This is a genomic window from Dactylosporangium sp. NPDC050688 (assembly GCF_040654515.1).
Classification (GTDB): domain Bacteria; phylum Actinomycetota; class Actinomycetes; order Mycobacteriales; family Micromonosporaceae; genus Dactylosporangium.
Genome location: NZ_JBFAIC010000026.1, coordinates 33,769 through 54,268 on the forward strand (window position 1 = coordinate 33,769; position 20,500 = coordinate 54,268).

Consider the following 20,500-nt stretch of genomic DNA (forward strand, 5'->3'; position numbering starts at 1 on the left):
CGTCGAACGGGTCAGCTCGCGGTGCAGGTGAGCGTGGCCGGGGCGGTGTTGGTGCCGGAGTACGAGCCGTTGAAACCGGCCGTGGTCGACGCGGTGGGCGCCAGGGCGCCGTTCCAGTCGGCGTTGCGGACGGTGACGGCGGCGCCGCTCTGGGACCAGACACCGGACCAGCCGTTGGTGACGCGCTGGTTGCCGGGGAACGTGAACGTGACGGTCCAGCCGGTGATGGCCTGGTCGCCGGAGTTGCGCACGGTCACGGCGCCGTTGAAGCCGTCGCCCCACTGGTCGGTGACGCGGTACGTCGCCTCGCAGCTCTTGCCCGTCGAGGTGCCGGTCGTGGTGACGGTGACGGGGTCGGACAGCGTGGACAGGTTGCCGGCGGCGTCGCGGGCGCGGACCGCGAACTGGTACGCGGTGGACGCGGTGAGCCCAGTGACGGTGGCGGTGGTGCCGGTGGCGGTGGCCACCACGACCGGTCCGGCGGTGCCGCCGAGGCGCAGCACGTCGTAGCCGGTAACGCCGACGGCGTCGGTGGACGCGGCCCAGGTGAGGGTCGCGCCGCTGCTGGTGACGCCGGACGCGACCGGGGTGCCCGGCTTCGTCGGCGCGGTCACGTCACCGGTCGCCGGCGCGGTGGTGACGGTGCCGACGGGCGAGGCCGCCGACGTGTTGCCGGAGGTGTCGACCGCGATGACCGTGAAGCTGTACGCGGTCGCCGGCGAGAGACCGGTGATCGCGACGGACGTGCCGGTGGTGGTGCCGACGACCCCGGCCGCCGACTGCACCCGGTAGGACGCGACGCCCACGTTGTCGGTGGACGCGGCCCAGCTGGCGGTGACCGACGTCGAGGTGACGTTGGTGAAGGTCGGCGCGCCGGGCGTGGACGGCGGCGTGGTGTCGGCCGGGCCGGTGCCGGGGGCGTCGCCCCAGACCTTGGTGGCGCCGTCGTACAGGGTGATGTGCGAGTTCGGGCCGGGCGTGGCGCCGCCGGCCGGGAACGACCAGTCGTTGCTGGTGTCCCAGGTGCCCGCGGACGAGATGCGGAACTGGACCTCGCGCCGCCACGCGGACTGCCCGGCCGGGGCGATCTTCTGTCCGGCGCAGCTGACCGTGACGTAGTAGGTGCTGCCGCTGACCAGGGTCGGCCCGGTCGGTGCGGAGCACTGGTTGTACGCGCTGGTCAGCGAGATCTGCGCCGGGGTGGTCGCGCCGTCGAGGGTGAAGTAGTACCGGAACGAGCCCTGGTCGAGGGTCCGGGCCGGCCACGCCGACTTGTTGTAGACCATCGCCTTGACCTCGGTGAAGCCGTTACCGGTGGTGTTGAGCGACGACTCGACGTACATCTCGGCGCCGTCGGGGGTCTCCGCGGCCGGGAAGCCGGCCAGCGCCGTGCCGCCGTACTCGCCGTACATGCGGGCCAGGGCGGAGGTGAGCCCGGAGTTGTAGTCGGTGGCGACCTCGTTCATCACGTAGTCGGACCGGCTGTCGGTGTACGCGTCGTTCGGTGACGAGGGCCCGCCGACGAGCGCGCCGTACAGGACGTGCCGGGAGACCTCCGGGTTGGTGATCTGGTCGGTCCAGGACCCGTGCGCGGTGCGGTGGTGCGGGTTGCGCGGCGGGTTGGCCCCGAAGCCGATCATGTAGCTGGAGTGCCGGGGGTTGTCGCCGAGGATGTAGTTGATCTGCCGCACGCCGAAGTCGTGGTAGCGGGCCTTGCGGGTGGCGTCGGTGAGCCAGTCGCTGTAGAGCAGGGCGACGAAGGAGGTGTTGGCGGCGTACCGCAGCGAGCCCCAGCTGTCCAGGACGGCCTGGCCGCCCGGGGAGGTGGGCACCTTCTGGCCGTTGACCCCGACGGTCCAGTAGTCGAGCCAGCGGTTGGCGTCGTCGATGTAGCGCTGCTTGCCGGTGAGCTTGGCCAGCAGCACGTAGGCGCCGTAGGACTTGTCGTCCCACGCGATCGTCCACTTGTAGGACTTCGTCGTGGTCTGGTTCTCGTTGCTGAGGTTGTCGTAGCCGGCCTCGGCCTTGGCGAGGTAGGAGGCGTCGTTGGTGGCGCGGTAGAGCCAGATGGCGCCCCAGACGAGCTCGTCGTTGAAACCGCTCCACGAGTTGTAGTAGCTGGCCGCGTCGGTGATGCACTCGCTGTACTTGCGGCGTACCGCGTCGGCGAACGCGTACAGCTGCTTGGCGTGGGTGACGAGCTTGTCGGCGTACGCGGCGTCGGTCGGGCGGATCACGATCGAGGAGGCGGCCATGGCGGCGGCGGTCTCGCCCGCGAGGTCGGACCCGCCGCAGGTGGCGTCGATCTTGTACGAGGGCCGCGCCATCGGCATCACCTCGGCCGGGCCCCACCAGGCGTGGTCGGGGTTGCCGGAGCCGATCTGTCCATAGAGGACGTTCGCGGACGGGTGGGCCTTGATGAAGTAGTCATTGACGAAGCGCAGGTTGTTGACCAGGTGCGTGAGCTGGCCGGATTGCGCGTACGCGTCGCGGTACTCCACGGCACCCCACGCGAGCATGGTGGTGGAGAACGCCATGGGGAAGCCGAACTTGACGTGGTCACCGGCGTCGAACCAGCCGCCGGTCAGGTCGAGACCGACGTCGGCGCCGTCGGTCGTGGCGGCGTTGCCGCGCCAGCCGACGCGGCTCCAGGCGGGCTTCGGACCGGCCTGCTGGGCCTCGTAGAACCAGATCGACTTCTGCAGTGCCTCCGCGTAGTTGTACGCGGGGGCGGCCCGGGCCGGAGTCGAGGCAGCCACGGCCATGACGGTCGTGGCTGCGGCGACCCCGAGCGCCGCGACTGCGCCGAGAATCCTCCTGCGCATGGTGGTGCTCCTCTCCTGGTGGCGGTGCGCGGATTGAACCGCGCCACCGCCCCGGAGCGGGTGTTTCACCGTCGCGCGCGGCCGTCCGCCCAGGTCAGGCCGTGAAACTTTCTTGTGAGAAACAGGTGGATCAGGACCAGGGGCACGACGCCGACCGGGTACCAGGCGAGGTCCGCGGCGTCGAACGTCACGCCGAGGGCATATCTGGCGAGGATGCTGCGGGAGGACAGCTCGGCGGGGATGCCGGTCAGCTGCGCGAGCTCCACCGCCCAGCACCAGGCGATCGCGGCCGCGCCCGCCGCGAGCGGGGTGGTGCGGGGGCGCAGCACGTACACACCGGCGTAGATCATCGACGCGTAGAGGGCGGTGCCGGAGTACTGGCGCAGCGCCCCGTCGTCGACGGCCCGGACGGCGAACGCGACGGCGAGGGCGAGGGCGACCCCGAGCAGGCCCAGCAGGCGGCTACGCACGGGCGGGGAACTTCGCGGCGCGGCCGGTGCGCAGGTCGACGGCGGGGCCGGCGGCCTTCGGCGGATCTGTCGTGAGCAGCACGGTATGACCGACGGGGACCCGCATGGCAATGATCATGGAGGCGACGGGGCTGCCGTCGGAGGGATCGACCAGGGGGGCGGACTCGTACACCGCCGGGAGCGTACAGGCGGTCGCCGACGGGCAGCTGGTGCGCCACGCGTCGGCGGGGCGGGCGAAGACGGTCACCGTGGTCAGGATCCGCGCCTTCTGGTCGCCGCCCGCCGGGCGCCTCACGAGGGCGAGGACGTATTCGGTGGTGTCGGTGTTGGCGATGAGCCCGTCGCCGTCCTTGCCCCAGGACACGTCGCGTTCCGTGGCGGCGTCGAGCTGCCTGGTGGTGACCACGGCGTCGATGCGGACGGTGTCGAGGTCGCCGCCGGCCGCCGCGGTCACCGGGACGCCGGCGAGCCGCTCCAGCAGGGCCCGGTCGGCGTCGATGCAGCACTCGTCGTAGTCGGCGGGGGTGTCCTGGACGGCCTCGTCGAAGGTGTCCGCGAACGGGCCGAGGCAGCCGAGCAGCAGCAGCGCCGCCGCGGCCAGGGGCCATCCGGTTGATCGTCTCACCGCGCCGAGTATGCCTGCCGCTCGCCACCACGCCGAGTTACCTGACTATAGTCAGACATGTGACCGAGAACCTGGTGGCGACCGTCCGCCGCTTCAACCGCACCGTGACGCAGCGCGTCGGCGCGCTCGACGACGAGTACCTGTCCCGGGGCCGCCCGCTCGGCCAGGCCCGCCTGCTGTGGGAGATCGGCCCGGCCGGCGCCGAGGTCGCCGCCCTGCGCGCCCGGCTCGACCTGGACGCCGGCTACCTGAGCCGCCTGCTGCGGGCCCTGGAGTCCGACGGCCTGGTCGTCGTCGCCGCCGGTACGGGTGGCGACGCCCGCGTCCGCGAGGTGGCCCTGACCGCCGCCGGCCGGGCTGAGTGGGAGCTGCTCGACCGCGGCTCCGACGACCTGGCGCAGTCGATCCTCGGCCCGCTCAGCACCGGCCAGCGCACCCGCCTGGCGACCGCGATGGCCGAGGTCGAGCGGCTGCTCATGGCCTCGATGGTCGAGCTCGCCCCGTGCCCGCCCGGCGACCCGCGGGCCCGCTCGTGCCTGCGCGCGTACGCCCGCGAGCTGGCGCACCGCTTCGACGGCGGCTTCGACACGGCCGTCAGCGCCCCCGTCGACGACGAGGACCTGGTCCCGCCGCGCGGCGTGTTCCTGCTCGCCACCCTGTCCGGCGAGCCGGTCGGCTGCGGCGCCCTGAAGCTGCACCGCGACGCCCCCGCCGAGATCAAACGCCTGTGGGTGTCGGCCACCGTGCGCGGCCTCGGCGTCGGCCGCCGCATCCTCGCCGACCTGGAACGCCGCGCCGCCGAGGCCGGCCACCGCTCGGTGCGCCTGGACACCAACCGCAACCTGGTCGAGGCGATCCGCCTGTACCGTTCCAGCGGCTACGCGGAGGTGCCCGCCTACAACGACGAGGCGTACGCGCACCACTGGTTCGAGAAGCCCCTGACGCCGGCGCCCTGAACGCGAGCGCCCCGCCCCCGTCGGGGTGGGGACCGCGGGCGGCCGTTACCCGGCGGCGCCCATGACGAGACCCTCGATGGTGTGCTTCTGGTTGATCGGGGTGAGCTCGTCCACGACCGGGCAGTGCAGGTGGTCCCGGACCGCCTGGGGCAGCGCGGCCCAGGAGTCCCTGGTGACCGCCATGTCGTGGCGCTCGGCGTTGCCCGCGTCGGGGGCGTCGACGCCGAGGACGAGCACCGGGCGGGCGGTGTCGGAGACGTTGGCGCTGCGAGCGGGCCTGCGCATCCCGCAGGACCTCGCGGTGACGGGCTTCGACGACATCGAGGACGGCCGGCACGCCACACCCTCGCTGACCACGATCGCGCCGGACAAGGCGGCGATCGCCGAGCAGGCCCTGCAGTGCCTGGCCGAGCGGCTCACCCCGGCCGGCGCCGGGCGGCCGACGCGGCGGATCACGGTGCCGCACCGCCTCGAAGTCCGCGAGAGCACCGACCAGACTCGATAGAACGCCCCGTACGCGGACGATGACCAACCGTACAGCGTAACGCCACACCGGCCTCTGCCGCTTCTTCGGCCGCAAACTGAACTCGCGTCACGACCGGAGGCCCCGTTGTCCATGCCCACCGGGCGGCTGCCACTGCGCAGGCTGCCCCGTATCCTGGTGCCAGCCGGCGCCGCCGTGGCCGCCGTGCTGGCCGCCGCTCCCGCCGCGGCGTCGGTCACGCTGCCGCTGCACAGCGCGCACCGCGGCGCCACCGCTTCCGGGTTCAGCACGCAAAGCTGCGACCAGATCCCCACCCAGTACCGGGGTGCCGGCTCCGACGGGTTCGTGTTCGTCCTGCCCGGCAACGACGCCGACTTCGTGTCGCTGACGCTGAAGTTCCAGCCGGTCGCCGGCGGCGAGGTCATCGTCCACATCGCCGACGCGGCGGACCCGTACCCGGACGGCATCGTCAACGACAAGGGCACCAGCAAGGCCTGGGTCGTCGTGCCGGCCGGCTGGAAGCTGCTGGACGGCTCGGCGGTCGTCGACAACGACGCGACGAAGGCCGACGACTTCAACCTGACGCACACCTGCCCCGGCGGCAGCACCGCCTCGCCGTCCCCGTCGCCGTCGCCGACCGCATCGGCCAGCCCGTCGGCCAGCCCGTCGCCGAGCGGCTCCGGCTCGGTCGAGGGCAGCTCGGCCGTCCCGTCCGGCACGGTCACGCCCACCCCCGGCGGCAGCCTGCCGGTCACCGGTGTCGCGCTGACCAGCATGACGATGACCGCGGTCGCCCTCATCGCCGGCGGGGTGGCGCTGCTCATGGTGCGCCGCCGGCGCGAGGTGCCGACGTTCGTGGCCGACGCCCCCGAGCCGGGATCCGACCGGCAGGACTGACCCGGCACGGCCGCCCGCGTGACATCGCGTCCACGCGGGCGGCGCACGGACCCGTCGGGGCCACGGTGCCACCGCCCGCTGACCGGCGAGCCGGCCCAGGTGGCCCCGACAGTGACCTCGCGGGCCGCGGGCCGGTCAGCCCTTGACCGCGCCCGCGGTGAGCCCTTCGGTGAGGAAGCGCTGGCCGAACGCGTACATGACCACGACGGGGACACTGACGAGCAGTGACGCCGCGGCGAGCTGCCCCTGCGGCACGACATCCCCGATGATCATCGACTGCATGCCGACGGGGAGTGTCTTGTACTCGTCCTTCGTGATGAACACCAGGGCGAAGAGGAACTCGTTCCAGGCGTTGGTCAGGGTGAACATCGCGACCGCCAGCAGCCCCGGCCGGGCCAGGGGCAGCAGCACCCGCAGCAGCGCCTGGACGCGGGTGCACCCGTCGACCAGTGCGGCCTCCTCCAGCTCGACAGGGATCGACGAGAAGTACCCCGTCAGCAGCCAGGTGGCGAACGGCAGCGTGAAGGTCGGGTAGGTCACCACCAGCGACCACAGCGAGTCGGTGAGGTGCGCCCCGATGAGCAGCTGGTAGAGCGGGATGAACAGCAGCGCGCCCGGCATCACGTACGTGAGCAGCACCGTGACGGTGAAGCCCTGCGCCCCGCGGAACCGCAACCGGGCCAGCGCGTAGCCGGCCAGGGCGGCGCAGACCAGCGCGACCGCAGTGGACGCCGTGGACACCAGCAGCGTGTTGAGGTACCAGCGGCCGAACGGTTTGGTGGTGAACAGGTCCCCGAACTGCTGCAGGGTCCACGGCGTCGGCCACAGGTCGTGGTCGCGCATGACGATCTGGCCCTCGGACTTGAAGGCCGTGACGGCGATCCAGTACAGCGGCGCCAGGACGAAGAAGAGCAACGCGGCCAGCGCCAACGCGGAGCCCAGACCCGACACCAGCGACGACGCCCGGCGGCGCCCACCGGCCTGGAACGCCGAGACCACCTTGCCGACCGCCGCCGCGATCAGCAGGATCACCGCGAGGACCACCGCGGCCTTCCAGAAGATCTGCGGCGACGCCCAGGCCAGCAGGCCGGCGACCAGCACGGTGAGGACCCACGGCAGCGCCTTGCGCGCCGGCGTGGGCGGCCGGTGCGACCCGTCCGCGTCCTGGCGCAGCAGCCGGACCAGGAAGAACACCAGCGCGCCGATGACCGGCAGCATCACCAGCGTGACCGCCGCCCCGGCGCCGTACTGCAGCTGCAGGATCGCCTTGGAGTAGGCGACCAGCACGTACGGCGCTGTCGCGTCGCCAGGGCCGCCCTGCGTCAGCAGCCAGATGAGGTCGAAGTTGTTGAACGTCCAGATCGAGGAAAGGGTCACCGTCACCGTGATCACGTGACGCAGCCCGGGCAGCGTCACGTGGACGAACCGCTGCCACGGCGAGGCGCCGTCGACGGTCGCCGCCTCGTAGCGGTCCGCCGGGATGGCCTTCAGCCCGGCGAGGAACGCGACGGTGAAGAACGGCACGCCCTTCCACACGTTGACGAGGATGACGGACGGCATGGCCAGCGACGGCTCGGACAGCCAGCCGGCGGGCCAGCTGTCGACCAGGTGCGCGGAGGCCAGCAGCGGCCCGATCCCCGACTCGGTGAGCAGCAGGTTGACACTGCCGAAGATCGGGTCGAGCAGCGACCGCCAGCTGAACGCGGTCACCACCGTCGGCACCACCCACGGCAGCAGGAGCAGCCCGGCCAGCACCGCCCGCCCCCGGCGCCGGTGGTGCAGCAGCAGGGCCGCGGACAGCCCCAGCACCACCTTGAACACCTCGGCGTACGCGGTGAAGACGAACGAGTTCACCACGCCCGTGCGGAACTGCTCGTCGCCGGCGAGGGCGAGGTAGTTGTCCAGACCGACGAACACGCTGTGCTGCCCGTGCCGCTCCGTCGTGCTGGTGACGACCGACCTGGCGATCGGCACCAGCACGAGCGCGCCGACCAGCACCGCGGCGGGCGCCAGGAACAGCGCCGCCAGCCGCCAGTCGCGCCCCAGCCGCCGCTGGGTCGCGGAGAGGGAGCCGGACCCCGGCGGCGAGGGTTCCCGCGTCGCCGGGGCCGGTGCCGGACGGACCGTCGTCACTGTGGCAGGCCCTGCTGGTTGAAGATCTGCACCATCTTCGCGTGGGCGGCCTGCACCGCCCGCGCGGGCGCCGTGCCCTGGGTGACCTGCTGCATCATGTCGGTCAGGACGTAGGCGCCGACGGCGGCCTGCTGGCCCGCGCTGGCCTTCTGCGGGAAGTGCAGGCCGTTCTTCGTGGTCAGCGGCAGCGACTGCTGGGTGATCTTGCGCATGATGGGGAACGCCGGGTCGCCGCTGGTGAAGAACGGGTCGGCGTCCCAGACCTTCTCCCAGGCGGGCAGCGCCAGGCCGGGCGCCTCCTTCGCCACCCCGAGCAGGGCCGGCGCGGAGACCAGGTACTGCGCCAGGAGCTTGGCGAGCGCGGCGTTCTTGGCGCCCTTGAAGATGACGAAGCCCTGGGACTGGCCGAGCAGCAGCGGCTTGTCGGTCGCCGGCCCGATGCAGTCGGCGAAGACGTGGGTGTTGTCGTAGACGGGGTTCTTCTTCGTCTTGGAGTCCGCGTAGACGCTGAACTGGTTGCGGGTGTAGCCGAGAATCCCGGCGAGCCAGTTCTCGTTGTTGCTCGAGTCGGTCCAGGCGGCCACTCCGGGCGGCAGCATCGGCTTGTACTTGGGATTGGTGTAGATGTCGCCCAGGAACGTCACCGCCTGCACCGTCTCCGGCGAGTCGAACGTGACCTTCTTGCCGTCGTCGGAGACGAGCGACCCGCCGTAGGCATTGATCAGTGCCTCGATCATGCCGTTGGCGTCACCGGACCGGTTCACGGTCATGCCCCAGCCGAACCGGCGCTTGGACGGGTCGGAGATCGCCAGGCACAGGTCGCGCAGCTCCTCCCAGGTGTAGACCTCCTTGGGGGTGATGCCCTTGTCCTGCATCCAGTCCTTGCGCAGGAACGACCCGATCCCGATGAAGTGGTACGGCACGGCGAACCACTTGCCGTCGAAGACGCAGAAGTTCTTGGACTCCGCGGTGGGCTCGCCGTACCGGGCCGTCAGCGCCTGGACGACGTCCGTCACGTCCTCCAGGTCGCCCAGTGCCTGGAACTGCGCGACGAACCGCGAGTCGGTCATGAACGCCAGGTCACGCGCGACGCCGCCCTTCACCTCGGCGTCGATCTTCGCCACCACGTCACCCGCGTCGGCTTGGACCAGGCTGTTCTCGATCGTCGTGCCGGTGGCGCCGGCGAACGTCTTGATCGAGCTGTCGAGCGCCGCGTTCGCGGCCTCCGAGTACAGCTTCTGCGACAGCATCTTCATCGAGGAGCCCTTCGCCGACGCGGCGGCGTCGAGCAGCTCCTTCGGCACCGGCGGCTGGACCTTGGGGGTGGACGGCGGGGTGTCCCCGCACGCGGACAGGCCTATCGCGCCGAGCACCCCCACCCCCGCCCCCAGGAAACCGCGCCGGGACCACACCGGTTCGTCCTTCATGGCCGTTCGCCTCCTTCGACTCGCCTCGACGCCGTACGCCTGGAGAAGCCTGGGAGCCAGGTCGCCCCGGCGTCGGGCCCGCCGAGCGGGTGCGTGAACCGCCCGGCGGTGCGGATGGTGGTGCGCCAATTGCTCTGGTAGTGCGCGGATGTGGTGCGCGAGTTGCTCTGTAGCGCGCGGATGTGGTGCGCGGGTTGCTCTGGCAGCGCGACGGCGGCGGCGCGCGGGCGATCCAGTCAACGTTCGAAATTTCGAACGCAATTCGATATTTCGATGCGCGTGGTGCGAGGCTAGAGGACCGACTGGTGGGTGTCAATGAAACGGGCGGCCGCCCACGGGCCGGTCAGCCCGGTGCCCGGTAGCCCAGCCGGGTCGACAGCGCGGCCGCCCCCTCCCGCACCAGCCGCGTCCACTCCGCGTGCGTCGCCGGGGTCCAGCGGATGATCGGCGCGGAGACGCTCATCGCCGCGACGGTCGTGCCGGTGTGGTCGCGCACGGGCGCGCCGACGCAGCGGACCGCGCTGTCGGACTCGCCGTCGTCGACCGCGACGCCCGCGGCCCGGACGCGCTCCAGCTCGGCACGCAGCAGGTCCGGGTCGGTGATGCTGTCCGGCGTCATGGCGAGCAGGTCGCCGTCGCCCACCCGGGCGTCGAGGTCGGCGGGGGCGAGGCTGGACAGCAGCACCTTGCCGACGGCCGTGCAGTGCGCGGGCAGCCGCCGGCCGACCGCGGACACCATCCGGACGGGGTGCGTGCTGTCGACCTTCACCAGGTAGATCACGTCGGTGCCGTCGAGCACGGCGGCGTGCACGGCCTCGTCGCAGGCTGCGGCCACGCCCCCGGCCACGTCCTGCGCCTCCCGCACCAGGTCCAGCTGCCCGGCGAACGCGGCGCCGAGCTGGAACAGCGGCATGCCGAGCCGGAAATGTACGGGCTTGCCCGGCTCCGAGATCAGGTACGAGCGGGCGACGAGGGTCACGAGCAACTCGTGGACCGTGGTCCGGGGCAGGCCGAGCCGCTCGGTGATGTCACCCGCCGAGAGCCGGGGGTGGTCCAGGAACAGTTCGAGGATGTCGAGCGTGCGGATGACCGCTGGCACCACGCGGGGCATATGGATGTCCTTCCGAAATATCGGACCGCGTCCGGGATTTCGACACGGCGATAGTCCGGCAGGATAGTGCCGCGGCGGCGCCACCTCAGGCGGACGCCGTGGCCATGGTGAGCACCAGCTCGGCGAACTGCCCGGGCCGCGAGTACGGAAACGCGTGCGACGCCGCCACCGGCGCGGTGCGGGCGCCGGGCGCGCCGGCGGCCAGCCGCCGATCCAGCCCGGCGGCGCGAACCGGTCCTGCGTCCCGGTCGCCAGCAGCACCGGGCAGCGCAGCGCGCCGATCCGGCGTACCAGCGGCGTGGCCTATGATCGTCGGCGTGCCGGGCAGCCAGCACGACGCCGACGGCATGGACCAGGTGGTGCGGGCGCTCGGCGGCACCGGTGCGAGCCGGGCGGCGGCGGAGCTGATCCTGCGGCGGTACGTGGCCGGGAAGCTGGACCACCTGCCCGGGAACTGGCCCGACGTGTTCGCCGGTCTGCGCCCGTAACCGGCGCGCCCGGCTACGATCCCTTCGACGTTGATGAGTATCGAAGGGAGACGCCCGGTGACGCGGACCGGACTGGACGAGGCGCTCGAGGAGCACCTGTCGGCGCTGGAGCGCAAGGACCTCGACGCGTACGCGGCGACGCTCGCCGACGAGGTGGTGCTGATCCTGCCGGACGGCACGGTCCTGGACGGCAAGGCGGCGGTGGTCGAGCTGCACCGGGAGATGTTCGCCGACGACAGCTGGACGCAGGAGCGCACGGTCCGGCGGGTGATGGTGGCGGGCAGCACCGGCTGGGTGCTCATCGAGTACCGCTTCGTCGTCGTGGACAGCGACGGCAAGGTCGTGTCGGACAGCCGGGCGTACTTCACCCTGACCTACGCGTCCGTCGACGGGCGCTGGCTCGTGATCGCCGACCAGAACACCCGGCTGCCGGCAGCCTGAGCGGCGGCGCGGAAGGCGCGACCCGGATCGACGCGTCCCTGGCCGGGCACGGTGCCGGTGCCGGGAGCTGCCCTCTCGAGGCGTTCGTCGCGGCAGCCACCCTGGACGGCTGGTCGCACGGCTGCGACCTGTTCGGGCCGCGGTGTCGGATAGGCGACGTGCGGGATGGGTATCAGACGGTGCCGAGGTCCGTCTGTTCTGCATGAGTTCCTGGAAGGGAGCAGCCCGATGACCGCAACCACCGCCCCCACCCCGCCGGCGCGGCCCGGCACCGGCGTCGTCCCGGTGCCGAGGCAGGTGGTGCTGCGGTGGCCGGACCTGCCGGACGCGGCCCGGGCAGCCTGGGAGCAGGCCCCGCAACGCTCAGCCGGCCCACGGGACGTCCGCGACCCGGCCGGCAGCCGAGTTCCGGGCTGATCGGCCGGTGCGCCGAGCCACCCGCGGCGGGTGATACCGCGAGGATCATCCACAAAGGGTGAGCGCGCGCCGCCGGTGGTCGCCGAACGTTGTCGGCAACGCCGCAACGTCGGACACTGGAACTGAGGCCGGCGAACGAGCCGCCTCCAACGACGCGGGTCGTGCGTGGGGTCGTCCCCAGACGTGTGACACCGCAATGGGAAGGGCCATCGATGATGGACGCGTCCGAACTGCTGGGCACGGCGGTGGCCGATCTGGCCCTGGTGCAGGACGTCGAGCATGCTCAGCACATCATCCGCAGCGCAGCCAGGCAGCTGGCGAACGCGCACGGGTCCACCGTGGTGCTGCTGGAGGACGGGCACTGTTTCTACGCCGACGAGGACGCGGTGAGTCCGCTGTGGAAGGGTCAGCGGTTCCCCTTACGGCGGTGCATCAGTGGCTGGTCGATCCTCAACCGCCGGCCGGCCATCGTGCCGGACATCCAGTTCGATGAGCGGGTGCCGCAGGAGGCGTACCGGCCGACGTTCGTGAAGAGCCTCGCCATCGTCCCGATGCGGGTCGAGCAACCGCTCGGGGCCATCGGCGTCTACTGGATCCAGCCGCACCGGGTCACCGACGAGGAGCTGGCCCCGCTCCAGGCACTGGCCGAGGCGGCCGGCGCGGCGCTGGCCCGGCTCATGGCGTCGAGGGCGGCCGGCCCGGTGCGCACGGAGGCGGTCAGCGCACCCGCGTAACACCACATCATCATGCGATCCGGCCGGGCCCGGCGTGAGGCGCAGGCATCGTGTCGACGGCGAGGTGAGAGACGGTCGCCGGTGTCCGCAAACCTGGTTCCGCTGCTGCTGAGGCCGAAGCCGCCACCGTCCTGGCTCGGGCTGGTCGTCGCCGCGGGGTGCGTCGCGGCCGAGACGCTCGTGCTGTACGCCCTCATGGAGGAAACGCCGTCGGCCGCCACGGGCGTGATCTATCTCTGCGGCGTCCTGGCCGTCTCGGTGGTGTGGCGGCCGTGGATCAGCGTCCTGACGGCCGTCGTCAGCGCCCTGGCGTTCAGCTTCGCGTACTCCCCGCCCTTCTGGACGATCGGGTTCACCCCGGGCCGGGATCTGCCGACCGTCGTGGTGTTCATCGCGGCCGGGCTGGCGACCAACCGCCTCGCCGACCTGGCCCGGTCCCGGGCCGCCGAGGCGGCGCGACGCCGCCGGGAAGCCGCCGTCGCCGCCGAGCTGGCCGAGGAACACGTGGCGTGGCGGCGGGTGGCCACCCTGGTCGCCCGTGGGGCCTCGCTCACCGACGTGTTCGGCGCGATGACGGAAGAGCTCCGCCGGACCCTCGGTCACGTCCGGACGGTGCTGATGCGGTACGAGCCGGACCGCACCGCCACCTGCCTCGAGGGTCTCAGCAAGGTGGACGGCTCGACGTCCGTCCCGCTCGAGGAGGACAGCGTCGTCGGGAAGGTGCAGCGCACCAGGCGGCCGGCCCGCATCGACAGCTACGACGATGACCCCGGTCCGGTCGCGGCGACCGCGCGCAGGCTGGGCATCTGCTCGGCGGTGGGCGTCCCCGTCATGGTGCAGGGCCGCATGTGGGGTGTGCTCTCCGTGGTGTCCTTCACGACCGAGGGCATACCGCCCGCGGCCGAGCGGCGGCTGGAGGACTTCAGCGACCTCATCGCGATCGCGATCGCCAACCTCGAGCACCGCACGCAGCTCGCCGCCTCCCGCGCCCGCATCGTCGCCGCCGAGGACAACGCGCGACGCCAGTTCGAACGCGAGCTGCACGACGGCGCGCTGCAACGTGTCGTCTCGCTGGGGCTCGAACTGAGCATGACCGAGGCGTCCATGCCGCCGGAGCTGACCACGTACAAGGCGCAGCTGGCGCACACCGCGCAGGGCCTGAACGACGTGTTCAAGACCCTGCAGGAGGTCTCCCGGGGCATCCACCCGGCGATCATGTCGATGGGCGGTCTCGGCGCCTCGATCAAGTCGCTCGCCCGCCGCAGCGCGGTCCCGGTGGACCTGAGCCTGGACATCGGCCGGCGGCTGCCCGACCATGCCGAGGTCGCCGTGTACCACATCGTGTCCGAGGCGCTCGACAACACCGCCAAGCACGCCGAGGCGAGCATGGTGCACATCTGCGCCGAGACGGAGAACGCGGTGTTCCGGCTCTCGATCCAGGACGACGGCGTCGGCGGCGCCAGCCTCGTCGACGGGTCCGGGCTGATCGGCCTGCAGGACCGCGTCGCGGCAATCGGCGGCCACATGGAGGTCGTGAGCCCGGCCGGACACGGCACAGCACTCCTGGTCAAGATCCCCATCGACGAGGGGGCCGGAGGCGAAGCGTGAACGGCCCGGGCCAGCCGGACACGACCAGCCCGCCGGCGGCCCGGTCACCGTCGGGGTGCCGGCGCGGTCCATCGACACGTCGACCGCGGCGCGGACGTCGACCCGACACCGCTCCGGTCGACGGCGGCAAGCATCGCCTCGATCCGGTCCGACAACAGCTCGCGCTTCCGCCCAGGTGACTACGTCGCGCGAAGCGCGGACTGTCCCGCCCTGACGCCCGCGCGGCGCCGACGGACGGCCCGGACCATCACGACGACCGCGGCCGCCGCCAGCAGCACCGGTGCCAGGAGGCACAGCGCTGCCTGCGCGATCACCGGCCAGCGGGCCGGCAGGGCCGCCGGCGCCGGCACAGGACCGCCGAACCGGCCCTCGCGCAGCAGGTCCTGCGGGATGTCGACGGAGCTGACCCCGGCCGGCGGGTCCAGCACGACGCTCACGGTGCCGTCCGGCCGCAGCGCCGGCAGCACCAGCACCGCCCGCTGCGCCAGCTTCGCCAGCGCGGCCTGGACCGCGATCGCCGTGGTGACGGCGTCAGTGCCGTCCGGCACCGGGCGGTCCGGTGGCTGCTCACTGAGCTGCACGAGCCGCCAGCGCCGCCGCCACAGCCTCCACCACACCTCCCTGTCCGGACACGCTCGCAGGCGCGCGTGCGGGCGGCCCGCGTCGGGAAAACTGATGGAAGGGTAGGCGGAACCGGACCGGCACCTCGTGCGCCTGCAGGATGTGACCGTGGTGACTGACGACCCCGCCCCGGAGGGCCTCGACCAGGATGCCTTCCGGGAGGTGTACGCCGCGCACTACCCCGCGCTCGTCCGGCTGGCGTACCTGACGACGGGCAGCCTCGCCGCCGCCGAGGACGTCGCACAGGAGGCGTTCATCGAGTGGCTCCGCCGCGGTGAGCAGGTGCGGGAGCCGGTGCCGTTCCTGCGCCGGGCGGTGGTGTCGCGGTGCACGTCGTGGGTGCGCCGCCGGCGGCTGGAGCGCCGGCACGCGACCGTGTCGCCGGAGCCGGTCGCACGGCACCCGGACGGGGACACCGAGGTCGTGCGCGCCGCGCTGCAGAAGCTCACGCCGCGGCAGCGGGCGGCCGTCTTCATGCGGTTCTACCTCGACCTGCCGGAGACGCAGATCGCCGCCGCACTCGGCTGCCGCCCCGGCACGGTCAAGTCACTGCTGCACCGGGCGCTGACCGCGATCAAGGAGGACCTCGATGTCGTCTGACCCGCAGGCCCGCATCGGCGCGGCCGTCAGGTCCCTCGCCGACGCCGTCCACGTCGACCCTCCGGACCCCGCGGAACTCATGGCGCGGGCGTCCAAGGCGCCGAGCCGGTGGCGTCCGCTGCTCAGTGCCGCCGGAGTTCTGGGTGTACTGGCAGCAGCCGCACTCGGTCCCGGGCTGCTGGCGCAGCCCGCCGCGCCCACCGACGGGACGGTCCTGCCGACCCGCCTCGCGGGCCTGTCGCTGCTGACCGCCCCGGTGTCCGGGGCGCCGGCGGGGCCGGCCCTGCTCGCGTACGTGCAGGGCACCAACGGCCCGCGGTGGCTGCACACCCTGCAGACGGTCGTGGTAGGCGTGGACGGGCACACGTACCGCCGCGTCGACGAGGCCGAGCGCCGCGGTGGCCCCGTCGAGCTCGGCACCTGGCAGGACGCCCCGGTGCTGCTCGCCCCGGACGGCACGCGGGTCGCGGTCGGCAGCCTCGGGTCCGCCGCCGACGTCGCCGTCGTCGACCTGCGCACCGGCCGGACCTCCGCGCACCGCAGCCGGGGCACCGGGGCGGTCCGCCCACTGGCCTGGTCACCCGACGGGACGCGTCTCGCGTACACCGTCGGCGACACCGAATCGTCGGTCCTCGACCTCAGGACCGGCCTGTCGACGCCGCTCGCGTCGCCCGCCACCGCCGCCGCGTTCTCGCCCGACGGCCGGCGGCTCGCCGTGCAGGGCGCCCCCGACACGGAGGTCGAGCCGCGGCGGGCGATCCGGATCGTCGACGTCGCCGGCGGCGGCGCCGTCACCGAGCTCGCCGCCGCCGGCTTCGGCGTGCTGATCGCCGGGCAGGCCGCGTGGTCTCCGGACGGCCGGTGGCTCGCCGTCGCCGACAACGCCGGCGTCGGCAAGCTCGACTGCGCGGTCAGCTTCCTGCCCACCGACCCCGCGGACCGTACGCCACCGCCCGCCCCGATCGTCACGACGGACCAGATCGCGCTGGTCGGCTGGGCGGCGCCGGACCGGCCGCTGGTCACGCAGGGCAGCGCCACCGAGCGCCGGACGCTCAGCGGTCCGGACCTGCGCCCGCTGACCACCGTCGACGGCTCCACCACGTACGACCTGCAGGCCGCCACGGCGCTGCTGCCGGCGGCGCGGGTCGCCCCGGCCGGCGACCCGGACCGCGGCCCGTGGCCGGTCTGGCTGAGCCTCGCCGTCGCGGCGGCCGCTGCCACCGTCGCTGGCCTCGGCTGGCTGCTGTGGTCACGGCGACGTCGACGTGCGCGCCGGTCGTGATCGTCACCAGACGGTCGTGATCGTCACCGGACAGGCTGACCCGCGCCGGCGCAGCGTGCGGAACCAGCGGCCCGCATGAGGTGCGGAACCAGCGGCCCGCGCTGACCCGCGCCGGCGGCCCGCGCTTGTCCGCGTCGGTCTGCGCTGGCCTCTCGCGTTCGCCCGGGTCCGCCCGGGTAACCGTCACTCGCCAGCTGGCCCGCGCCGCCGCCCGATGATCGAAGTCCTCGGGTGGTCATCGGGGTAGCCATTTCTGTCCTTGGATCACCGGGGGCACGACGGCCGGCGCACGACCCACGCCCGCCCGACGGTGACCGGCTCATGTCGAACGGCGTGATTCGCCCTTGCCCAGCCGCGTTGCCCGCGATCCGGCCGGCCCGCGCCCGTCTGCTCGCGCCGGTTGACCTGTCCGGCAGCTGCCTTGGTGCCGTTCGGTGTCGACCCACGCCGCCGCCCCGGTGATCAAAGTCGTCGAGCGGGTAACTATTCAGGTAGGGGTGGGAGCCAGGGGGTTGCCGGTGATGGCGTGGCGGAGTGCGGTCAGGGTGTCCTGGCCGTGTTTGGTGCAGGTGGAGATGTAGCGGCGGACTTGTAACCAGTGGTGAGCTGTGGTGGTGGTGCGCCCGCTGCCGCTGATTTTCATCTGGATTTTGGTCATGCGGATGTCGCGTTCGGCTTGGTTGTTGTCGAACGGGTCCACCCGTCATCGACCGCGACCTGGTCCGCGACCTGGTCCGCGCGCAGCAGCGGCAGCACGTTCATGGCGGTGATCGCGGCCCGGGAGCGTTTGTCGTCCAGGTGGTACATCGTTCACGGTGCCCGCGTCGCCGCGGCGACGGTCCTGCTGAAGCGGCCGGCGAGGTGGGCGAACGCGTGCGTCAGCTGGTCCGGGCCGACCACCTCGATGTCGGCGTCGTACCGGGCGACCGCGGCGGCCAGGCTGGGCCAGGACCAGGAGCCGAGGGTGAGCCGGCAGCGGTCCGCGCCGAGGTCCTCCACCACGCCGTCGCGGGTGTACCTGGCGACGGTGGCGGCGGGCAGGGACAGGATCACCGTGCCCTGGCAGGGCCAGGCGCCGTCGGTGGAGCCGCGGAACGTGGCGATGACGTAGGCGGCGACGTCGTCGGCGGGCAGTGGGCGGGGTGCGAACCGGGGGCCGTTGGGGGTGCGCAGCGCCATCCGGTCGGCACGGAACACGCTCCACGCGGCGCGGTCGAGATCCCAGGCGACGACGTACCAGCGGCCGTCCCAGGTGACGACGTGGTGCGGCTCGGCACGGCGGGGCGGCCGGTCGGCGTCGCCGTAGTCGAAGCGCAGCACCTCCCGGGCATGCACGGCGGCGCTGATGGCCAGCAGGGCGCCGCCGTCGACGGGGGCGGCCGGGCGGGTGGTGGGCCGCTGCACGGCGGTGACCTGCAGGGCGTCGACCCGGCGCCGCAGCCGGGCGGGCATGACCTGGCGGATGGTGGTGAGCGCCCGCGCGGCCGCCTCTGCCAGGCCGTTGCCGGGGGTGGTGGCGGCGACCTGCAGGGCGACGGTGACGGCGACGGCCTGCTCGTCGTCGAACAGCAGCGGCGGCAGGTCGGCGCCGGCGCTGAGCCGGTACCCGCCGTCGGGGCCCTTGACCGCGGCGATCGGGTAGCCCAGCTCGCGGAGCCGGTCGACGTCCCGGCGCACCGTGCGCAGGCTGACGTCGAGGCGCTCGGCCAGCAGGGTCCCGGGCCAGTCGCGGCGGGCCTGCAGCAGCGACAGCAGGGCGAGCAGGCGGGCGGAGGTCTTCGGCACGGGGGCGATTCTGCCCGAAGTAGGTGCCACATCCTGGCACCTTCCCCTGCGAACCTGACCCGGAAGGCAACAACAGACAGGAGCACGGCATGAGCATCACGACCACCACCCACCTGAACTTCCGCGGCGACGCCCGCGAGGCCCTGGACTTCTACCAGTCGGTGTTCGGCGGGCAGGTCACCGTCGTCACGTACGCCGACGCGCACAGCGTCACTGACCCGGCCGAGGCCGGCCAGGTCATGTGGGGGCAGGTGCAGGGCGGCAACGGCTTCCACGTCATGGCGTACGACGTGCCCGGCAACCAGTCCTACGACCCCGGCGACAAGCCGGTCTTCGTGTCGGTCCGCGGCAAGGACGGCGAGGAGATCACCGCGTACTGGAAGGGCCTGTCGCAGGGCGCGACCGTCGTGCAGGACCTGGCCCCGGCCGGCTGGTCGCCGCTGTACGGGATGCTCAAGGACCGCTTCGGCGTGACCTGGGTCCTCGACGTCGCCGTGGCGTACCAGGCCGGCTGAACGCGCGGGAGGCCGCTCCGGCGCACGGGCGTCCACAGTGGACATCACTGGGGGCGCCCGTCGCCGTCGATGCGGCCGGTGCGGGCGGGCGGATCGGGGGCCGCCGAACTGTTTCAAACCACCGACAAAGCGCCTCTGACCTGGGAACATGATGGTGTCGAGCCCGTCTGGGACGGGCAGCAGGTCGACCGGTCGAAGGACATGTCCGCCAGGACGTGCGCATCAGCTGCCGGCGCGAATGACCGCGCCCCGGCGCCCCAACTGTTCCCGCTCGTCGGACATGAAAGGCGTACCCCGATGTCCCAAACCACGCTTCACGCCCCTGCCCGTACCAACCGCTCGGACGCCACGTCGCAGCCCCGGGCCCTGGTCCAGAACTCCCTGGCACCCGGGACCGTCGACCTGCCGTCCCTCGTGCCGCTGATATACGCGATGATGTTCCGCAACATCGCCAGCGACGGGTTCATCTTCAGCGACCCCCAGGCCCCCGGCGACCACTCCAAGGACTCCAAGCCGGGCTGCATCATCGCCGCGCCGTCGTTCCCGGCCGACACCGCCGGCATCGACGAGGACTACGTGTTCAACTGGGTCCGCGACGGCGCCATCACCGCCATGGAGGTGGCGAAGGCCAACCTGCCGGTGCGTCCGGGCGGGTCGGTGCAGACGCTCAACGACTACGTGCAGTTCGCCGAGCGCTGCCACGGCAACCAGCGGGTGATGGTGTTCTCCGGCGACGGCGGGTTCCAGATGACGGCCCAGTGCCTGTCGACGCAGACCCGCTTCGGTCTGGACCCAATCATCTTCGTCATCAACAACGGCGTGTACGGCGTCGAGCAGTGGCTCGCCGACGCCTCGGTCTTCACCACGGACAAGCCGTTCTACCAGTCGTGCGTGCTGCACCCGTGGAACTACAGCCGGCTCGCCGAGGTCTTCGGCTGCCAGGGCTGGCGGGTCGGCACGTACGGGGAGCTGACCGCCGCGGTGAAGGACGCCCTGGCCAACACGGGCGGCCCGTCCATCATCGAGGTCGTGGTGGCGGACAAGTCGATCCCCAGCAACGCGGGCTGGAAGACCGACTGAC

The 20,500-nt window shown here is 72.5% G+C and carries 21 protein-coding genes and 2 pseudogenes; 13 read left to right on the forward strand and 10 right to left on the reverse strand.

What is annotated here, in order from left to right; all coding sequences use genetic code 11:
- Nucleotides 1-11: 11 nt before the first annotated feature.
- The 3 genes from AB0H83_RS24390 to AB0H83_RS24400 all read right to left on the reverse strand — a co-directional run bounded on the left by AB0H83_RS24390 (nt 12) and on the right by AB0H83_RS24400 (nt 3,920).
- Nucleotides 12-2,825, reverse strand: coding sequence for a glycoside hydrolase family 9 protein (locus tag AB0H83_RS24390; protein ID WP_360098141.1), 2,814 nt, complete (start codon nt 2,823-2,825; stop codon nt 12-14).
- 65 nt (nt 2,826-2,890) lie between these two features.
- Nucleotides 2,891-3,295: a DUF2809 domain-containing protein gene (locus tag AB0H83_RS24395; RefSeq protein ID WP_360098143.1), complete on the reverse strand. Its 405-nt coding sequence runs from the start codon at nt 3,293-3,295 to the stop codon at nt 2,891-2,893.
- Complete coding sequence (locus tag AB0H83_RS24400) at nt 3,288-3,920, reverse strand: hypothetical protein (RefSeq protein WP_360098145.1); 633 nt, start codon at nt 3,918-3,920, stop codon at nt 3,288-3,290. The genes AB0H83_RS24395 and AB0H83_RS24400 overlap by 8 nt, the downstream gene beginning before the upstream one ends.
- Before the next feature lie 59 nt (nt 3,921-3,979).
- Here AB0H83_RS24400 and AB0H83_RS24405 point away from each other — a divergent pair, with 59 nt between their 5' ends.
- Entirely contained in the window at nt 3,980-4,876 is an 897-nt protein-coding gene (locus tag AB0H83_RS24405) for a helix-turn-helix domain-containing GNAT family N-acetyltransferase (RefSeq protein ID WP_360098147.1), read from the forward strand.
- Nucleotides 4,877-4,921: 45 nt separating this feature from the next.
- Here AB0H83_RS24405 and AB0H83_RS24410 read toward each other — a convergent pair whose 3' ends face one another.
- The gene (locus AB0H83_RS24410) at nt 4,922-5,161 is read right to left on the reverse strand and encodes a hypothetical protein (RefSeq protein WP_360098269.1); all 240 of its coding nucleotides are present in this window, start codon (nt 5,159-5,161) and stop codon (nt 4,922-4,924) included.
- On the opposite strand from AB0H83_RS24410, the gene AB0H83_RS24415 reads away from it, so the two are divergent.
- Complete coding sequence (locus tag AB0H83_RS24415) at nt 5,058-5,381, forward strand: substrate-binding domain-containing protein (RefSeq protein WP_360098265.1); 324 nt, start codon at nt 5,058-5,060, stop codon at nt 5,379-5,381. The two genes, AB0H83_RS24410 and AB0H83_RS24415, sit on opposite strands and share 104 nt — an antisense overlap.
- A 111-nt stretch (nt 5,382-5,492) precedes the next feature.
- Nucleotides 5,493-6,257 carry an LPXTG cell wall anchor domain-containing protein gene (locus AB0H83_RS24420; RefSeq protein WP_360098267.1) on the forward strand — a complete coding sequence of 255 codons (765 nt, stop codon included), beginning with the start codon at nt 5,493-5,495 and terminating at the stop codon, nt 6,255-6,257.
- A gap of 135 nt (nt 6,258-6,392) precedes the next feature.
- On the opposite strand, the gene AB0H83_RS24425 is transcribed toward AB0H83_RS24420, so the two are convergent.
- The 3 genes from AB0H83_RS24425 to AB0H83_RS24435 form a co-directional block, all read right to left on the reverse strand.
- A complete protein-coding gene (locus AB0H83_RS24425; protein ID WP_360098149.1) occupies nt 6,393-8,390 on the reverse strand; it encodes an ABC transporter permease subunit in 1,998 nt (665 codons plus the stop codon).
- A complete protein-coding gene (locus AB0H83_RS24430; RefSeq protein ID WP_360098151.1) occupies nt 8,387-9,817 on the reverse strand; it encodes an extracellular solute-binding protein in 1,431 nt (476 codons plus the stop codon). Before AB0H83_RS24430 ends, AB0H83_RS24425 begins: the two co-directional genes overlap by 4 nt.
- Before the next feature lie 343 nt (nt 9,818-10,160).
- On the reverse strand, nt 10,161-10,928 hold the full coding sequence (locus AB0H83_RS24435) for an IclR family transcriptional regulator (protein ID WP_360098153.1): 768 nt from the start codon (nt 10,926-10,928) through the stop codon (nt 10,161-10,163).
- A 317-nt stretch (nt 10,929-11,245) separates the two neighbouring features.
- Here AB0H83_RS24435 and AB0H83_RS24440 point away from each other — a divergent pair, with 317 nt between their 5' ends.
- The 6 genes and pseudogenes from AB0H83_RS24440 to AB0H83_RS24465 all read left to right on the forward strand — a co-directional run bounded on the left by AB0H83_RS24440 (nt 11,246) and on the right by AB0H83_RS24465 (nt 14,616).
- Nucleotides 11,246-11,416, forward strand: a complete 171-nt coding sequence (locus tag AB0H83_RS24440) for a hypothetical protein (RefSeq protein WP_360098155.1) — start codon at nt 11,246-11,248, stop codon at nt 11,414-11,416.
- 57 nt (nt 11,417-11,473) lie between these two features.
- The gene (locus AB0H83_RS24445) at nt 11,474-11,857 is read left to right on the forward strand and encodes a nuclear transport factor 2 family protein (protein WP_360098157.1); all 384 of its coding nucleotides are present in this window, start codon (nt 11,474-11,476) and stop codon (nt 11,855-11,857) included.
- A 23-nt stretch (nt 11,858-11,880) separates the two neighbouring features.
- A pseudogene (locus tag AB0H83_RS24450) lies at nt 11,881-11,991 on the forward strand (4-hydroxy-2-oxovalerate aldolase); the annotation flags it as partial.
- Nucleotides 11,992-12,085: 94 nt separating this feature from the next.
- Nucleotides 12,086-12,274 carry a hypothetical protein gene (locus tag AB0H83_RS24455; protein WP_360098159.1) on the forward strand — a complete coding sequence of 63 codons (189 nt, stop codon included), beginning with the start codon at nt 12,086-12,088 and terminating at the stop codon, nt 12,272-12,274.
- Between the two features lie 212 nt (nt 12,275-12,486).
- On the forward strand, nt 12,487-13,008 hold the full coding sequence (locus AB0H83_RS24460) for a GAF domain-containing protein (RefSeq protein ID WP_360098161.1): 522 nt from the start codon (nt 12,487-12,489) through the stop codon (nt 13,006-13,008).
- Nucleotides 13,009-13,089: 81 nt separating this feature from the next.
- The gene (locus AB0H83_RS24465; RefSeq protein ID WP_360098163.1) at nt 13,090-14,616 is read left to right on the forward strand and encodes a DUF4118 domain-containing protein; all 1,527 of its coding nucleotides are present in this window, start codon (nt 13,090-13,092) and stop codon (nt 14,614-14,616) included.
- Nucleotides 14,617-14,795: 179 nt separating this feature from the next.
- On the opposite strand, the gene AB0H83_RS24470 is transcribed toward AB0H83_RS24465, so the two are convergent.
- A complete protein-coding gene (locus AB0H83_RS24470) occupies nt 14,796-15,233 on the reverse strand; it encodes a hypothetical protein (protein ID WP_360098165.1) in 438 nt (145 codons plus the stop codon).
- 112 nt (nt 15,234-15,345) lie between these two features.
- On the opposite strand from AB0H83_RS24470, the gene AB0H83_RS24475 reads away from it, so the two are divergent.
- Nucleotides 15,346-15,837 (forward strand): SigE family RNA polymerase sigma factor, encoded by a 492-nt coding sequence (locus AB0H83_RS24475; protein WP_360098167.1) that lies wholly within the window; start codon nt 15,346-15,348, stop codon nt 15,835-15,837.
- A complete protein-coding gene (locus tag AB0H83_RS24480; protein ID WP_360098169.1) occupies nt 15,827-17,119 on the forward strand; it encodes a hypothetical protein in 1,293 nt (430 codons plus the stop codon). The genes AB0H83_RS24475 and AB0H83_RS24480 overlap by 11 nt, the downstream gene beginning before the upstream one ends.
- A gap of 487 nt (nt 17,120-17,606) precedes the next feature.
- Here AB0H83_RS24480 and AB0H83_RS24485 read toward each other — a convergent pair.
- Nucleotides 17,607-17,813 (reverse strand): annotated as a pseudogene (locus AB0H83_RS24485) (transposase); the annotation flags it as partial.
- A gap of 116 nt (nt 17,814-17,929) precedes the next feature.
- Nucleotides 17,930-18,904, reverse strand: a complete 975-nt coding sequence (locus AB0H83_RS24490; protein ID WP_360098171.1) for a WYL domain-containing protein — start codon at nt 18,902-18,904, stop codon at nt 17,930-17,932.
- Nucleotides 18,905-18,993: 89 nt separating this feature from the next.
- On the opposite strand from AB0H83_RS24490, the gene AB0H83_RS24495 reads away from it, so the two are divergent.
- A complete protein-coding gene (locus tag AB0H83_RS24495) occupies nt 18,994-19,419 on the forward strand; it encodes a VOC family protein (protein WP_360098173.1) in 426 nt (141 codons plus the stop codon).
- 297 nt (nt 19,420-19,716) lie between these two features.
- Nucleotides 19,717-20,499: a thiamine pyrophosphate-dependent enzyme gene (locus AB0H83_RS24500; RefSeq protein ID WP_360098175.1), complete on the forward strand. Its 783-nt coding sequence runs from the start codon at nt 19,717-19,719 to the stop codon at nt 20,497-20,499.
- The last annotated feature ends 1 nt before the right edge of the window (nt 20,500 follow it).

Bases quoted from the DNA above. Each gene is read 5' to 3' on its own strand.
- AB0H83_RS24390 (WP_360098141.1), bottom strand. From the start codon at position 2,825: ATGCGCAGGAGGATTCTCGGCGCAGTCGCGGCGCTCGGGGTCGCCGCA.
- AB0H83_RS24415 (WP_360098265.1), top strand. From the start codon at position 5,058: ATGTCGTGGCGCTCGGCGTTGCCCGCGTCGGGGGCGTCGACGCCGAGG.
- AB0H83_RS24410 (WP_360098269.1), bottom strand. From the start codon at position 5,161: ATGCGCAGGCCCGCTCGCAGCGCCAACGTCTCCGACACCGCCCGCCCG.
- AB0H83_RS24420 (WP_360098267.1), top strand. From the start codon at position 5,493: ATGCCCACCGGGCGGCTGCCACTGCGCAGGCTGCCCCGTATCCTGGTG.
- AB0H83_RS24430 (WP_360098151.1), bottom strand. From the start codon at position 9,817: ATGAAGGACGAACCGGTGTGGTCCCGGCGCGGTTTCCTGGGGGCGGGG.
- AB0H83_RS24435 (WP_360098153.1), bottom strand. From the start codon at position 10,928: ATGCCCCGCGTGGTGCCAGCGGTCATCCGCACGCTCGACATCCTCGAA.
- AB0H83_RS24455 (WP_360098159.1), top strand. From the start codon at position 12,086: ATGACCGCAACCACCGCCCCCACCCCGCCGGCGCGGCCCGGCACCGGC.
- AB0H83_RS24460 (WP_360098161.1), top strand. From the start codon at position 12,487: ATGATGGACGCGTCCGAACTGCTGGGCACGGCGGTGGCCGATCTGGCC.
- AB0H83_RS24480 (WP_360098169.1), top strand. From the start codon at position 15,827: ATGTCGTCTGACCCGCAGGCCCGCATCGGCGCGGCCGTCAGGTCCCTC.
- AB0H83_RS24495 (WP_360098173.1), top strand. From the start codon at position 18,994: ATGAGCATCACGACCACCACCCACCTGAACTTCCGCGGCGACGCCCGC.
- AB0H83_RS24500 (WP_360098175.1), top strand. From the start codon at position 19,717: ATGTCCCAAACCACGCTTCACGCCCCTGCCCGTACCAACCGCTCGGAC.